The 13,727-nt window shown below is 58.6% G+C and carries 11 protein-coding genes; 8 read left to right on the plus strand and 3 right to left on the minus strand.

The features are described 5' to 3' along the window. Nucleotides 1-155 precede the first annotated feature (155 nt). Nucleotides 156-917 (plus strand): NAD kinase, encoded by a 762-nt coding sequence (locus AC2FI9_RS13505; RefSeq protein ID WP_496768265.1) that lies wholly within the window; start codon nt 156-158, stop codon nt 915-917. A gap of 258 nt (nt 918-1,175) precedes the next feature. On the opposite strand, the gene AC2FI9_RS13510 is transcribed toward AC2FI9_RS13505, so the two are convergent. The 3 genes from AC2FI9_RS13510 to AC2FI9_RS13520 form a co-directional block, all read right to left on the minus strand. Beyond that, nucleotides 1,176-2,609 (minus strand): amidase family protein, encoded by a 1,434-nt coding sequence (locus tag AC2FI9_RS13510; protein WP_496768266.1) that lies wholly within the window; start codon nt 2,607-2,609, stop codon nt 1,176-1,178. A 91-nt stretch (nt 2,610-2,700) separates the two neighbouring features. Further along, nucleotides 2,701-4,590: a propionate-CoA ligase PrpE gene (prpE, locus tag AC2FI9_RS13515; RefSeq protein WP_496768267.1), complete on the minus strand. Its 1,890-nt coding sequence runs from the start codon at nt 4,588-4,590 to the stop codon at nt 2,701-2,703. Between the two features lie 274 nt (nt 4,591-4,864). Beyond that, the gene (locus AC2FI9_RS13520) at nt 4,865-7,138 is read right to left on the minus strand and encodes an NADP-dependent malic enzyme (protein ID WP_496768269.1); all 2,274 of its coding nucleotides are present in this window, start codon (nt 7,136-7,138) and stop codon (nt 4,865-4,867) included. A gap of 185 nt (nt 7,139-7,323) precedes the next feature. Here AC2FI9_RS13520 and AC2FI9_RS13525 point away from each other — a divergent pair, with 185 nt between their 5' ends. The 7 genes from AC2FI9_RS13525 to upp all read left to right on the plus strand — a co-directional run bounded on the left by AC2FI9_RS13525 (nt 7,324) and on the right by upp (nt 13,722). Continuing rightward, nucleotides 7,324-8,028 (plus strand): hypothetical protein, encoded by a 705-nt coding sequence (locus AC2FI9_RS13525; RefSeq protein ID WP_496768271.1) that lies wholly within the window; start codon nt 7,324-7,326, stop codon nt 8,026-8,028. Then, the gene (locus AC2FI9_RS13530; RefSeq protein WP_496768273.1) at nt 7,991-9,094 is read left to right on the plus strand and encodes a cupin domain-containing protein; all 1,104 of its coding nucleotides are present in this window, start codon (nt 7,991-7,993) and stop codon (nt 9,092-9,094) included. The genes AC2FI9_RS13525 and AC2FI9_RS13530 overlap by 38 nt, the downstream gene beginning before the upstream one ends. Before the next feature lie 103 nt (nt 9,095-9,197). Continuing rightward, nucleotides 9,198-9,590: a cytidine deaminase gene (locus AC2FI9_RS13535; RefSeq protein ID WP_108860194.1), complete on the plus strand. Its 393-nt coding sequence runs from the start codon at nt 9,198-9,200 to the stop codon at nt 9,588-9,590. A 4-nt stretch (nt 9,591-9,594) separates the two neighbouring features. Then, the gene (locus AC2FI9_RS13540; protein WP_496768275.1) at nt 9,595-10,902 is read left to right on the plus strand and encodes a thymidine phosphorylase; all 1,308 of its coding nucleotides are present in this window, start codon (nt 9,595-9,597) and stop codon (nt 10,900-10,902) included. Next, nucleotides 10,899-12,110: a phosphopentomutase gene (locus AC2FI9_RS13545; RefSeq protein ID WP_496768277.1), complete on the plus strand. Its 1,212-nt coding sequence runs from the start codon at nt 10,899-10,901 to the stop codon at nt 12,108-12,110. The genes AC2FI9_RS13540 and AC2FI9_RS13545 overlap by 4 nt, the downstream gene beginning before the upstream one ends. Beyond that, complete coding sequence (locus AC2FI9_RS13550) at nt 12,107-13,093, plus strand: adenosine deaminase (RefSeq protein ID WP_496768279.1); 987 nt, start codon at nt 12,107-12,109, stop codon at nt 13,091-13,093. Before AC2FI9_RS13545 ends, AC2FI9_RS13550 begins: the two co-directional genes overlap by 4 nt. Continuing rightward, nucleotides 13,090-13,722: a uracil phosphoribosyltransferase gene (gene upp / locus AC2FI9_RS13555; RefSeq protein WP_058274218.1), complete on the plus strand. Its 633-nt coding sequence runs from the start codon at nt 13,090-13,092 to the stop codon at nt 13,720-13,722. The genes AC2FI9_RS13550 and upp overlap by 4 nt, the downstream gene beginning before the upstream one ends. Nucleotides 13,723-13,727: the final 5 nt, after the last annotated feature.

Consider the following 13,727-nt stretch of genomic DNA (forward strand, 5'->3'; position numbering starts at 1 on the left):
GGCTGGGTAAGAATCTTGCGGATTTCCTATCGGAAACGGTACATGCGCAAAAGCTTTAAAGCGACGAATTGGCCCGCTGCGGCGTCAAGTCTGGCTTATCGGGGAAAGGTATGGTTGTTTCGGAACCAAATGTGCAAGACCGGAAACCGCAACAAATGATCCAGAGAATCGCTTTCCTCGCCAGCGACGTCAAAGTGGCCCAAACAGCCCGCGACGTGCTGGTGAAACGTTATGGAAACGCGGCACCGCGGGATGCCGATGTGGTCGTTGCACTGGGCGGTGACGGGTTCATGCTCCATACGCTGCACAGCATGCAGCACCTGGATACACCGGTTTATGGCATGAATCGCGGCACAATCGGCTTTCTGATGAACGAATTCCACGAGGGGGACCTTATGGCCCGTCTGGGGGAAGCCGAGGAAGAAGTCATCAACCCACTGGCCATGCGTGCGATGGATCAGTCAGGTAAGATGCACGAGGCGCTGGCGATCAACGAGGTGTCGCTGCTGCGCGCCGGACCACAGGCTGCGCGCCTCAGGATAAGCGTCGATGGCCGTGTTCGTATGGATGAGCTGGTCTGCGATGGTGCACTGCTGTCTACGCCCGCCGGATCGACCGCCTACAACTACTCGGCTCACGGCCCGATTCTGCCAATTGGATCAGATGTTCTTGCTCTGACGGCTATTGCTGCATTCAGGCCACGCCGGTGGCGCGGCGCGCTGTTGCCCAAGATCGCCAAGGTGCGTTTTGATGTGCTGGATGCGGACAAGCGCCCGGTCATGGCGGATGCAGATTCGGTGTCTTTCGCTGATATCGACTGGGTTGAGATCCGCTCTGAACCTGCAATCCAGCACCGCATTTTATTCGACCCAGGGCATGGGTTGGAAGAGCGCCTGATATCCGAGCAATTCACCTAAATTTTGGGACTTACGAATTTTTTAGAAGTTGTGTGAAGCAGTTCACATGAGCTTCATTAACTTTCCGCTAATCTGATCTTGCCCGGAGAACACGTCTCGGTGGGAGTGAGTGGCCACCAAACGACGTTTTCGAACGATAGCGCAGTTTACGCGCTGGCGAGGGTAGGTGGTGCTACGCTCGTTAATGATATCTGGGCTTATTTTAGTAAGCGGACCCCGGGCACAAAAACCCGGGGTCTATTTTCGTTTTGGGTCGCACTACGTGCCCATCTTCTCCCACAACGGCAAGCACATCTGCCCGACGCGCGCCTCAATTGCGGCGGCGGCATCCACGGCCATATCTTCACGCCAGCGGCGGGCAGCGATCTGGACATTGATCGGCTGCGGGCCGCTGGGCAAATCCGCCAGCCGGGACGGAACGCAGGCGGCGGGCAGGCCAAGGAAGTTCATCGCATAGGAATAAACGGCGCATCCAAGTACCTCGTGCACCCCTTCGACGCCTTCGGTGTCCCGATCCGGCTTGAAGAATGGTTGCGGCAAGAAAGGCGACAGGACTAAAGCGTAGTCTTCCATAAACAACGACCATTCACGGGCATAGTGGGTGCGCTTGGCCAGCATTCGGATCAGGTCGGTTTCAACTATGGGCGGGAATTCCTGAAAATAGACGTCAAAGATCTCGCGGATGGTTTCAGATCCCGCCGCCTTGATGTCGCTTTGCATCAGGGTCAGGACTTCGCCCATCAAGGCGCGATACCCTGACCGACCACACTCGAATACATCCGGCGGGTCGATCTCTTCCACCAGATAGCCGGCGTCGACCAGCGCATCGCGGGCCGTGTCCAGCGCCTTGTCGACCTCGGGGTGTAGCGCATAGCCGAAGGTGTTTTTGGTGAAGGCCACTTTGATCGGATCATCCATGGCTTCACCGCGCCACGGCATTGAAACGTGAAACGGATCGCGCGGGTCGGTGGCGATCAGGCTGGGCATGGACAGATGCAGGTCCGCAGCCGAACGGGTGATCAGCCCCTGGACCGACATGGATTGTGCCAGAATTCCGCGTTCGACCTTTTGGCTGGGGTTCCACGCGGGGACGCGCCCCAGCCCTGGTTTGACTGTGACCGCGCCATTGGCCGCCGCGGGAAACCGCAGACTGCCACCGATGTCGTTGCCATGCGCCAGCGCGCCGATCCCAGCCATCACGCCCGCACCGGCCCCGCCCGAAGACCCACCGGGCGAGATATGGCGGCCCCACGGGTTATGTGTCCGACCATGCAGCGGGTTGTCTGTATCGGCGCGGAATGAGAATTCGGGCGTGTTGGTCCGCCCGATCACGATGGCCCCGGCATTCTGCAGATTGCGCACAACCGGCGCGTCGTCGGGCGCGATCACATTCTTCAGGGCAACAACACCGTTCGAGGTCGCGTACCCCTTTTGATCGACGTTGATCTTGATAGTGACGGGAACGCCATGCAACGGCCCCACGGGTGCACCGCCCGCCACGGCCGCATCCAGTTCACGCGCACGCTCCAACGCCTCGGTGCTCAGGTCTTTGACCACCGCGTTCAGGTCTGGGTTGGCCTGATGCATTCGGTCGACTGCATTCTGAGTAGCCTCCAGCGCGCTCAACTCACCGCTGCGGGTCAAGGCGGTCAGGTCGGTGGCGTTCAGACGCCAGATATCGGTTTGTGTCATGGGCCCTCGCTGTCTTGGGATGACAGTAGGGGGCTTGTTTCAGGTTGCAAGAGAAAGACATGCGGGCGACGGATCGTCGCCCGCATGTCTGCTACTGAGCGTAGCCGAGGGTTTTCAACGCGTCGGTGATCTCGTCCAGAATAGCCGGGTCATCGATGGTGGCTGGCATCTTGTAGTCCTTGCTGTCCGCAATCGACACCATCGTTCCACGCAGGATCTTGCCCGAGCGGGTCTTGGGAAGGCGGTCTACCACCACGGCTAGTTTGAACGCAGCGACCGGCCCGATCTTTTCGCGCACCAATTTGACGACGTCTTGAACCACCTCGCCATGGTCGCGGTCACAGCCTGCATTCAGGCAAAGGAACCCTACTGGCATTTGACCTTTCAACTGGTCGGTCACACCGATCACTGCACATTCGGCCACGTCGGGGTGGGCGGCCAGAACCTCTTCCATCCCGCCGGTCGACAAGCGGTGGCCAGCGACGTTGATCACGTCATCAGTGCGCGCCATGATGTAAAGGTAGCCATCCTCGTCGACCATGCCTGCATCGCCGGTCTCGTAAAACCCCGGGAACTGGTTCAGGTACGAACTTTTGAATCGTTCCTCGGCATTCCACAGCGTCGGGAGAGTGCCGGGGGGCAGGGGAAGCTTGACCGCAATCGCACCCAGCTCACCAGGTTTCATCGGATGACCGCCTTCGTCCAAAATCTGCACATCATAGCCAGGCATCGGTTTGGCGGGTGAACCCAGCTTGACCGGCAGTTCCTCGATTCCCAGTGGGTTGCCGGCGATGGTCCACCCGGTTTCGGTCTGCCACCAGTGATCGATCACCGGCACTTTCAACGCGTCTTGCGCCCATTCGATCGTATCGGGGTCAGCGCGCTCGCCCGCCAGATACAACGCGCGCAGGCAGGAGAGGTCATACTTCGCCAACATCTCGCCCTTGGGATCTTCGCGTTTGACGGCGCGGATGGCGGTTGGGGCGGTGAAAAAGCTTTTGACCTTATGCTCGGAAATCACCCGCCAGAACGTGCCTGCGTCGGGCGTGCCAACGGGCTTGCCTTCAAACACAATCGTCGTGTTGCCGTGAATCAACGGAGCATAACAAATGTAGGAGTGTCCTACGACCCAGCCCACATCCGACGCTGCCCAGAACACATCGCCCGGATCGACATCGTAGATATTTTTCATCGTCCAGTTCAGCGCCACCAAATGGCCTGCGGTCGGACGCACAACGCCCTTGGGCGCGCCGGTCGTGCCCGAGGTGTACAGGATGTATGCCGGATCATTGCCATCGACCGGAACGCATTCGGCCGGTTCGACTCCGTACTGGAAGCCGTGCCAGTTGTAGTCGCGCCCTTCAATTAATTGCGCCACTTCCTGCTCGCGCTGGAAGACCACACAGAATTCGGGCTTGTGGTTAGCCATGTCGATGGCCCCGTCCAGCAGGGGTTTGTAATGCACGACGCGACCCGGTTCCATCCCGCAGGATGCGGCGATGATCGCCTTGGGTTTGGCGTCGTCGATCCGGACAGCCAGCTCATTGCTGGCAAAGCCGCCGAACACCACCGAGTGCACGGCCCCCAGACGGGCGCAGGCGAGCATGGCCTCCAGCGCTTCGGGGATCATTGGCATATAGATGATGACACGGTCGCCCTTTTCGACGCCCTTGGCACGCAATGCCCCGGCCAGATTGGCCACGCGATTGCGCAGTTCGACATATGAAATCTCGCGCTTGGTGTGCGTGATCGGGCTGTCATAGATGATTGCGGCCTGTTCGCTGCGACCATTTTCGACATGCCGGTCGACCGCGTTCCAGCAGGTGTTCACTTTGGCATCGCTGAACCACTCATACAAAGGGGCGTTATCGTCAAACAGGGCTTTGGTCGGCGGTTGAACCCAGTCAATTGCCTTTGCAGCGTTCATCCAAAAAGCCTCTGGATCCGATTTCCAACCTTCGTAAATGTCCTGATATGCCACAGTGAACTCCTCCTAAATCTCCTTGAGAAATGTGTTATGTGGCCAGGGGGCACCGCACAAGCGAGCGCTGTGACGGAGCGTCACTTTATCGCAAAAAATTTGCAGGAATCCGCAGGCTGGCCTGCAAATTGTTGCAAATCATCGCCTTTTTGCTGACTTTTTGCGATCAATAATGCACTTTTGCAAAGTTGAATATTTTGGCGTGCAAATTATTGCCTGCTGTGATTCAAACAGGGCGCCGATACTGGCGCCCTGAATACTGTGCTCAGGTTTATTAACCGTAATGCGCTACGGGTGTACCCGCGATCGCCGCCATATTCAGCAATCCGCGCGCTGTGATCGACGGTGTCACGATATGCGCCTTGTTGCCCATGCCCATCAGGATCGGGCCGACCTCCAAGCCATCGGCCTTCATTTTCAGGATATTGCGCACTCCGCTCGCCGCATCCGCATGGGCAAAGATCAGAACGTTTGCTGTTCCTTTCAGGCGTGAGTTCGGGAAGATCCGCGAACGCAGTTCAGGGTCGAGGGCCAGATCCAGATTCATTTCACCTTCATATGTGAAATCGCGCGGCTCGGCGTCGAGGATATCCAGTGCCGCCCGCAACCTTTTGCCCGATCCTTCAGCCTGATTGCCAAACTGCGACTGAGAACAGAAGGCGATTTTAGGCTCGATCCCGAAACGCCGAACATGACGCGCGGCGCCAATGGTCGACTCGGCCAGCTCTTCTGGGGTTGGCAGCTGCCGAACATGGGTATCGGCAATGAACAGCGGTCCGTCCTCGAGGATCATCAGCGACAGCGCGCCATGCGGGTGAAGATCGCCATCGCCTAGAACCTGTTCTACGTAGTTCAGGTGCCAACGATACTCGCCGAAGGTACCGCAGATCATGCTGTCTGCCTCACCACGTTGCACCATGATGGCCGCAATGGCGGTGTTGTTTGTGCGCATGATCGCCTTGGCCAGATCCGGCGTGACACCGCGGCGCTGCATAATCTCGTGATACGAGTTCCAGTAGTCGTAATAACGCGGGTCGTCTTGCGGGTTCACAATCTGGAAGTCTTTGCCGGGACGGACCGTCAGCCCCAGCCGCTCGCATCGTGCGTTGATCACTTCGGGGCGGCCGATCAAGATCGGGGTTTCGGTTGTTTCTTCGAGAATGGCCTGGGCTGCGCGCAGAACGCGCTCGTCCTCACCCTCGGCAAACACGATCCGGCGCGAGGCCACGGCCGCAGCCTCAAAGACAGGGCGCATTAGCAGGGCAGACTTGAATACGGACTGATTCAACCGCTCTTTGTATGCCTCGATGTCCGTGATCGGGCGCTTGGCCACACCGCTTTCCATCGCGGCTTTGGCAACGGCCGAGGACACGACGCCGACAAGGCGCGGGTCAAAGGGTTTGGGGATCAGATAATCGGGGCCAAAAGTCAGTTGCTCACCTTTATAGGCCGCTGCCGCCTCGGCGCTGGTCGTCGCCCGGGCCATCTCAGCGATCCCGTCCACGCAGGCGATCTGCATTTCATCGTTGATTTCGGTCGCCCCCACGTCCAGCGCGCCTCGGAAGATGAAAGGGAAACACAAAACGTTGTTGACCTGATTGGGGAAGTCGCTGCGGCCCGTGGCAATAATCGCGTCCGGCGCGACTTCACGTGCTGCTTGCGGCAAAATTTCCGGGCTCGGATTGGCCAGCGCGAAGATGATCGGGCGCTTGGCCATTTTCTCAACCATCTCGGGCTTCAGGACGTTCGGCCCGCTGAGGCCAAGGAACAAGTCTGCATCCCCGATCACATCGTCCAGTGTCCGCAAGTCCGTTTTTTGCGCGAATTGGTCCTTATGCGGATTCATGTCCTCTTCACGGCCTTCATAAACAAGCCCGTGAATGTCGCACAGCCAGATATTCTCGCGCTTGACGCCCAGCTTGACCAGCATCATCAGGCAGGCAATTCCCGCTGCGCCGCCACCGGTTGAGACCACTTTGACGTCTTCGAAATTCTTGCCCGCAACGAACAGCGCATTCTTGGCCGCGGCACCCACGACAATGGCGGTGCCGTGCTGGTCGTCATGAAAGACAGGGATGTTCATTCGTTCCCGGCACAGCTTTTCGACGATGAAACAGTCCGGCGCTTTGATGTCTTCAAGGTTGATCGCGCCAAAGGTCGGCTCCAATGCACAAACGATATCCGCCAGTTTCTCGGGGTCGGGTTGATCGACCTCGATGTCGAAACAATCGATCCCGGCGAATTTCTTGAACAAGACGGCCTTGCCTTCCATCACCGGTTTGGATGCAAGCGCGCCAATGTTTCCCAGCCCCAGAACCGCTGTCCCGTTTGAGACGACCGCAACCAGATTCCCGCGTGCGGTATACAGCTCGGCGTTTGCAGGATCCGCTTTGATTTCCAGGCTGGCTTCGGCCACACCGGGTGAATAGGCGCGTGCCAGATCGCGGCCGTTTGCCATTGGTTTGGTCGCTTTGATTTCAAGCTTACCGGGCTTTGGGTGGGCGTGATATTCAAGCGCGGCCTGCCGCAGGCTGGGTGTGTCCGACATCGGCGACTCAACTCCTCAGAAAATTTGATTTAGTGTTAAACTATTTCCCCGGCTTTGGCTACGCTACGTCATTTTGCAACAGTTTTGCTAAAGTTCACCGACGTCCCGTTGAAAAGCGTCGTATTGCTTTTACATTCGGGCAACTTTGGAGCCAACCTAGACCTGTCGAGCACTGAAAGCCATAAATGAGCTATAAAGATGAATTTCAGGCCGGGACCGCCTTCCCGGCGGACCAGGTTGTTGTTGGTCCGGATCGCGCCGTTTACATATCGGTTTTGCTGATCGCCATCCTTGTCCTTGCCGCCGTCGGTATCTGGCCGGTTCTAGCCCTTGCTCTGAACGAAGAGGGCGGATTGTTCGAAACGATCTCGGCCGCTGCGCTGTTTGTCGCGGGCCTGGCTGCGCTCTGGCGCTATCCCGGCATAACTCGTCTTTACATCGCACTGGTCTGTCTGTTGCTGGCGGAAAGAGAGCTTGAGGCGGAAATCTATCCAGTTGACAGCCTGCCATATTGGGTCCTGAACGGTTTGGATAATTTGCTTGATATGACGCTGATCCGGGTGGTTCTGGCCGTCATCGTGATCGGAGGTGCCCTATGGCATGGAGCCCCGGCGGCTTGGCAGGCGGTAAAGCGACGGGCGCCTTTTTTCGTGATTTTCGTGCTGGCGGGATTGCTGGCGGTAACCGCTCAGCTGCTCGAGGAAGTTTCCGGAATTTACCAGGCAGATCTGTCCACACTTATGACAGTACGGCTCTTTGTTTTGGAAGAAACGCTTGAGATGTTCTTTTCGATTGGCATTTTGGCTTCTGTTCTGATCGGATGGCCAAAATCCGATGCCGAAGAGACGCTGAATGACCTCAACCAGAAACAACTGCCAGACACGCGCTGAAATCCGTCTGCCGACAGGCGAGCTGCGCGACGACATCCCGTTCTACACAAAAGTGCTCGGTATGAAGATGGATATGATCTATCCCGCCGACGATCCGCGTGTTGCCGTGTTTTCCGGCCACGGGTTGCGCCTTCGGGTCGAGAAGGACGCGCCCGAGGCCGCTGGTACGATCCGTATCCTGACAGACGATCCTGACGGTTTTGCTGATGGGCAGCGTACTTTGGTCGCGCCCAACGGCACGCGGGTTGAGATTGATGAAATGAACCCTCCGATGGTGATGCCCGAAACGGTGCATTCCTTCGTGGTGCGCAGGCTCAAGGATCAGGCCCCATGGATCATCGGGCGGGCAGGGATGCATTACCGCGATCTTGTGCCGGATCGGCTAGGTGGATCGATCATCGCCAGCCATATCCGTATACCCGATGGGGGCCCGGTGCCGGATATGGTGCATTTCCACAAGGTCGGGTTTCAACTGATTTTCTGCATCCATGGTTGGGTCGACGTCGTCTACGAGGATCAGGGCGACAAAATGCGCCTGACAGCTGGGGATTGCTTTATCCAACCCCCAGAAATCCGCCACCGGGTTCTTGAAGCCTCGAATAATGTTCAGGTGATCGAAATCGGTGTTCCCGCCGAACATGTCACCGAAATCGACCACGAGATGGACCTGCCTACGCCGAATTTCCGCCCGGACCGCGAATGGCAAGGGCAGCGTTTTGTTTATAACAAAGCCGAGAAATCAGCGTGGGGACCATTTCGCCTGCCAGGATACATCTGTCGCGACACGACGATTGCCGAGAATACCAAAGGTGTTGCAGGCGTGCAGGTCGTACGAAAAGGGCAGGGTGAACCGATCTGGGCAACGCATGACACGGATATCCATTTTACCTTCGTCATGACGGGCGAGGTAACTCTGAAAGGTGAAGGGCGCGATCCGTTCCGTTTGGAACAAGGGGATGCGTTCGTGATCCCGCCCGGTATGCGCACCAAACTGTCCGATCCTTCCGATGATGTCGAATTGCTTGAGGTTACGCTTCCGGGGATCTTCAATACCAAGCTGGGCTAAGAGGATTTTAGCCCAGGAATCTTGCGCGCGGGGGTTCAACTCCCTGCGCTCTTTCCTTTAGGGTATGATTTTCTGACCAGTTGATCAAAAACGGGGAATCGCCATGACTTTGAAAGATGCAGCACTGTCTGTTCGGGAAAAAGCCTATGCGCCTTATTCCAACTTCAAGGTTGGGGCGGCGATCCGGTCCGCATCCGGCGAGGTCCACGCGGGTTGCAACGTGGAAAACGTGGCCTATCCCGAAGGCACATGTGCCGAGGCCGGGGCAATCGCTGCGATGGTCGCTGCGGGCGAACAGGAATTGTCCGAGGTCTATGTTGTTGCCTCAAGTCCGCAACCGGTTCCGCCTTGTGGCGGTTGCCGGCAAAAGCTGGCCGAATTTGGCAAGCGGGACGTCAAGGTGACGCTGGCGACCGTGGATGGCGCCGAGTTTGTAACCACGATTGGACAATTGCTGCCGGGCGCTTTCGACGCCTCGCACATGGAGGACGTCTGATCCAATGGACGCCCGTTCGATCATTGCAAAACTGCGCCGGAACGAGGTGCCGACCGGAGATGAGCTGAACTGGTTCGCGCAAGGGTTGGCCGATGGTGGTGTCAGCGACGCCCAAGCGGGCGCTTTTGCCATGGCCGTCTGCATGGGTGGATTGGGCACCAAAGGGCGCGCCGATCTGACGATCGCTATGCGCGACAGCGGTGATGTGCTCAGCTGGGATTTCGATGGCCCGGTAATCGACAAACACTCGACCGGTGGGGTGGGGGATAGCGTAAGCCTTGTGCTCGCCCCTGCACTGGCCGAGTTGGGGGCTTATGTCCCCATGATCTCGGGCCGAGGTCTGGGGCATACTGGCGGTACCCTGGACAAGCTTGAGGCCATTCCCGGTGTCAGCACCCAGATCGGTCAGGACCGCCTGACGCAGATTTTGCGCGAAACCGGCGCGGCCATTGTCGGGGCCACGGGGCAGATCGCCCCGGCAGACAAACGCCTTTATGCGATCCGTGATGTGACGGCGACCGTTGAAAGCCTGGACCTGATCACAGCGTCGATCCTGTCCAAGAAACTGGCCGCCAGCCCCGAGGCTTTGGTGCTGGACGTCAAGGTCGGCAGCGGTGCGTTCATGAAGACGCTGGAAGATGCGCGCAAACTGGCAAAGGCCCTGTCGGAAACTGCGAATGCAGCAGGTTGCCGGACCTCGGCGGTCATCACCGATATGCACCAACCTTTGGCGCCTGCGCTGGGCAATGCGTTGGAAGTGGCCGAGGTGATGAAGGTCATGACGCAAGACCCCTATGCCCCGCTGGCCGAAATCTCGGCCGAGTTGGGCGGGGTTCTGCTGGCGGATGCCGGGATGTTCGCAACCGCCGAAGAAGGGCGCGACAAGATCACGGATGTCATCCGCGACGGTCGCGCGGCGGAACACTTTGGGCGTATGATGGCAGCCGTAGGCGCGCCGCTGCAGTTTGTTGAAAACTGGTCCCGGTACTTGCCAGAGGCCAGCGTGATCCTTGAAGTTCCGGCACCGACCAACGGACACATCACTGCGATTAACGGCGAAGCGCTGGGCCTGGCGGTAGTTGCGCTGGGCGGCGGGCGGCAGGTTGAAAACGACGTCATCGACCCGGCCGTGGGTCTGTCTGACATCGTCCGGCTAGGCGACAAAGTCGAGAAGGGTGCGCCGTTAGCAGTAATCCACGCGTCCCGGGAGGATGCCGCGCGGCAGGCCGCGGAGACCGTTCTCGGCGCGATCACGGTAGGCGCCGATGCCCCGGCAGAGCCCATCCTTGTCCACGAAAGGATTACGCCGTGACCCGCGCGTTTCTTGTGGTAATGGACTCGGTTGGCATCGGCGGCGCGCCGGATGCTGATCGGTTTTTCAATGGCGATGTGCCGGACACGGGTGCAAACACACTTGCCCATATTGCACAAGCTTGCGCCGAAGGACGGGCAGAAGACGGGCGCTCAGGCGCGCTGCACCTGCCAAACTTGGATGCGCTTGGGTTGGGGGCGGCAACGCGGTTGGCATCAGGAGCTGAAACGCCGGGGTTGGAGGTCGATCCGTCTGGGCGCTGGGGGTGCGCGAGAGAGCATTCACTGGGCAAGGATACACCTTCGGGCCATTGGGAGCTGGCCGGTCTGCCGGTGCCGTGGGAATGGCATTATTTCCCGGATACCACGCCTTCATTCCCTGCCGACCTAAGCCGGGCTGCGGCACAGGCGGCTGGAACAGACGGTATTCTGGGTGATTGTCACGCCTCGGGCACGACCATTATCGCCGATTTGGGGGCCGAGCATATACGGACCGGCTGGCCCATCTGCTACACTTCCGCCGACAGCGTGTTTCAGATCGCCGCGCATGAAGAGAGCTTTGGCCTCGACCGTCTGCTGGAGATGTGCAAAGCGCTCGCCCCGCGATTGCATGAGATGAAAGTTGGCCGCGTTATCGCACGGCCGTTTGTTGGTACACCTGAAGAGGGATTTACCCGCACCACCAACCGCAAGGATTTCGCGATCCTACCCCCCGCGCCAGTTCTGACAAATTGGGCACAAGACGCAGGCCGTCAGGTTCATGCCGTGGGCAAGATTGGTGACATCTTTTCGATGCAAGGAATCGACACGCTGCGAAAAGGGTCGGATGCCGAGTTGATGGGTCACCTGTCTGATCTGGTCGATGTGGCCGAAGAGGGTAGCCTGACCTTTGCCAATTTTGTTGAATTCGACAGCCTCTATGGCCACCGCCGCGATATCAGCGGCTATGCCCGCGCGCTAGAACGGTTCGACCGCGAAATCGGTGTGATCCTGAAAAAACTGCGCCCGGGCGATCTTATGCTTTTGACCGCCGATCACGGCAACGATCCCAGTTGGATCGGCACCGACCACACGCGCGAACAGGTGCCCGTTCTGATCGCCGGGCAAGGCACGGACCAAATCGGGGCCGTCGATTTTGCCGATGTCGCCGCAAGTATCGCACACCATCTGAACATTCCGGCACAAGGGCCGGGGAAGAGTTTTCTATGACCGTCGCAGACCTACCAAAAATCGAGTTGCACCTGCACCATGAAGGTGCAGCGCCGCCTGATTTCATCCGCCAGCTTGCGCATGAAAAACGCATAGACCTGAGCGGTATCTTTAAATCAGACGGAAGTTATGACTTCCGCGACTTCGCCCACTTTCTCAGCGTCTACGAGGCCGCCTGCGAAGTACTTAAATCGCCCGAGGATTTCCGTCGCCTGACTTTGGCCATTCTAGAGGAAAGCGCTGCGAATGGGGTGGTCTACTCGGAAACCTTCCTCAGCCCAGATTTCTGCGGCGGCGGGGATGTGCACGCCTGGCGTGACTATCTGAACGCCATTCAGGACGCGGCGGACGAGGCCGAGCGCAAGTTCGATATCACCCTGCGCGGCGTTGTCACCTGTGTTCGTCATTTCGGACCCGAGCAGGCAAAACAAAGCGCTTTTTGCGCGGCGGAAACCGCTGGTAATTGGATCACCGGATTTGGAATGGGCGGAAACGAGGGCGTCGGGACGCAGGGCGATTTCAAATGGGCCTTTGAATGTGCCCGCGAAGCTGGGCTGCGCTTGACCACCCATGCCGGAGAGTTCGGCGGCCCCGAAAGCGTTCGCGATGCTGTTCGGGACCTCGGTGTCGAACGGGTCGGCCACGGCGTGCGGGCCATTGAGGACGACGATCTGATCCGGGAACTTGTTGACCGCGAAGTCACGCTTGAAGTCTGCCCCGGTTCCAACGTGGTTCTGGGCCTGTTCCCAGATTTTGCGGCACATCCGATTGCCCGGTTGCGCGATCAGGGTGTAAACGTCACAGTTTCCACCGACGATCCGCCGTTTTTCCATACCACCATGCGGCGCGAATATGAGATGCTGCATCAGGCCTTTGGCTGGGACGCCGAGGATTTTGCGGCCCTGAACGACATAGCCCTGAACGCGGCCTTCTGCGATGATGACACCCGCGAACGGGTGAAGAAAAGACTGGAGAGAACATGAGCGAACACCTGACCGTCGTTGACCACCCGCTGGTGCAGCACAAACTGACGCTCATGCGGGACAAGGGCACCTCGACCGCCGTGTTCCGCCAGCTGTTGCGCGAGATCACCCTGCTGTTGGCCTATGAGGTCACGCGCGAACTCAAGCTGACCACCCGCCACATTGAAACACCAATGGAGGAAATGGACGCCCCCATTCTGGCGGGTAAAAAACTGGCTCTGGTGTCGATCCTGCGTGCCGGAAACGGAATGTTGGACGGGGTGCTGGAACTGGTCCCCTCGGCCCGTGTCGGGTTTGTCGGGCTGTACCGCGACGAAGAAACCCTGAAGCCTGTGCAATACTACTTCAAAGCGCCTGAAGGTCTGAAGGATCGGCTGGTCATCGCGGTTGATCCGATGCTGGCAACCGGCAACAGCTCGGCTGCGGCGATTGATTTGCTGAAAGAAGCCGGGGCGACCGATATCCGTTTCCTCTGCCTGCTGGCCGCGCCCGAAGGCGTCGCCCGCATGAAAGAGGCGCATCCTGACGTGAACATCGTCACGGCGTCGCTGGATCGCGAGTTGAACTCGAAAGGGTATATCATGCCTGGGTTGGGCGATGCCGGCGACCGGATGTTCGGCACCAAGTAACCGGC

The organism is Ruegeria sp. CDSA246, assembly GCF_059611225.1.

What these genes read in the sequence shown, in the direction of transcription:
- AC2FI9_RS13540 (WP_496768275.1), top strand. Translation starts at nt 9,595, where the DNA reads ATGGACGCCCGTTCGATCATTGCAAAACTGCGCCGGAACGAGGTGCCG.
- AC2FI9_RS13510 (WP_496768266.1), bottom strand. Translation starts at nt 2,609, where the DNA reads ATGACACAAACCGATATCTGGCGTCTGAACGCCACCGACCTGACCGCC.
- AC2FI9_RS13530 (WP_496768273.1), top strand. Translation starts at nt 7,991, where the DNA reads ATGACCTCAACCAGAAACAACTGCCAGACACGCGCTGAAATCCGTCTG.
- AC2FI9_RS13525 (WP_496768271.1), top strand. Translation starts at nt 7,324, where the DNA reads ATGAGCTATAAAGATGAATTTCAGGCCGGGACCGCCTTCCCGGCGGAC.
- AC2FI9_RS13550 (WP_496768279.1), top strand. Translation starts at nt 12,107, where the DNA reads ATGACCGTCGCAGACCTACCAAAAATCGAGTTGCACCTGCACCATGAA.
- AC2FI9_RS13520 (WP_496768269.1), bottom strand. Translation starts at nt 7,138, where the DNA reads ATGTCGGACACACCCAGCCTGCGGCAGGCCGCGCTTGAATATCACGCC.
- AC2FI9_RS13505 (WP_496768265.1), top strand. Translation starts at nt 156, where the DNA reads ATGATCCAGAGAATCGCTTTCCTCGCCAGCGACGTCAAAGTGGCCCAA.
- AC2FI9_RS13535 (WP_108860194.1), top strand. Translation starts at nt 9,198, where the DNA reads ATGACTTTGAAAGATGCAGCACTGTCTGTTCGGGAAAAAGCCTATGCG.
- upp (WP_058274218.1), top strand. Translation starts at nt 13,090, where the DNA reads ATGAGCGAACACCTGACCGTCGTTGACCACCCGCTGGTGCAGCACAAA.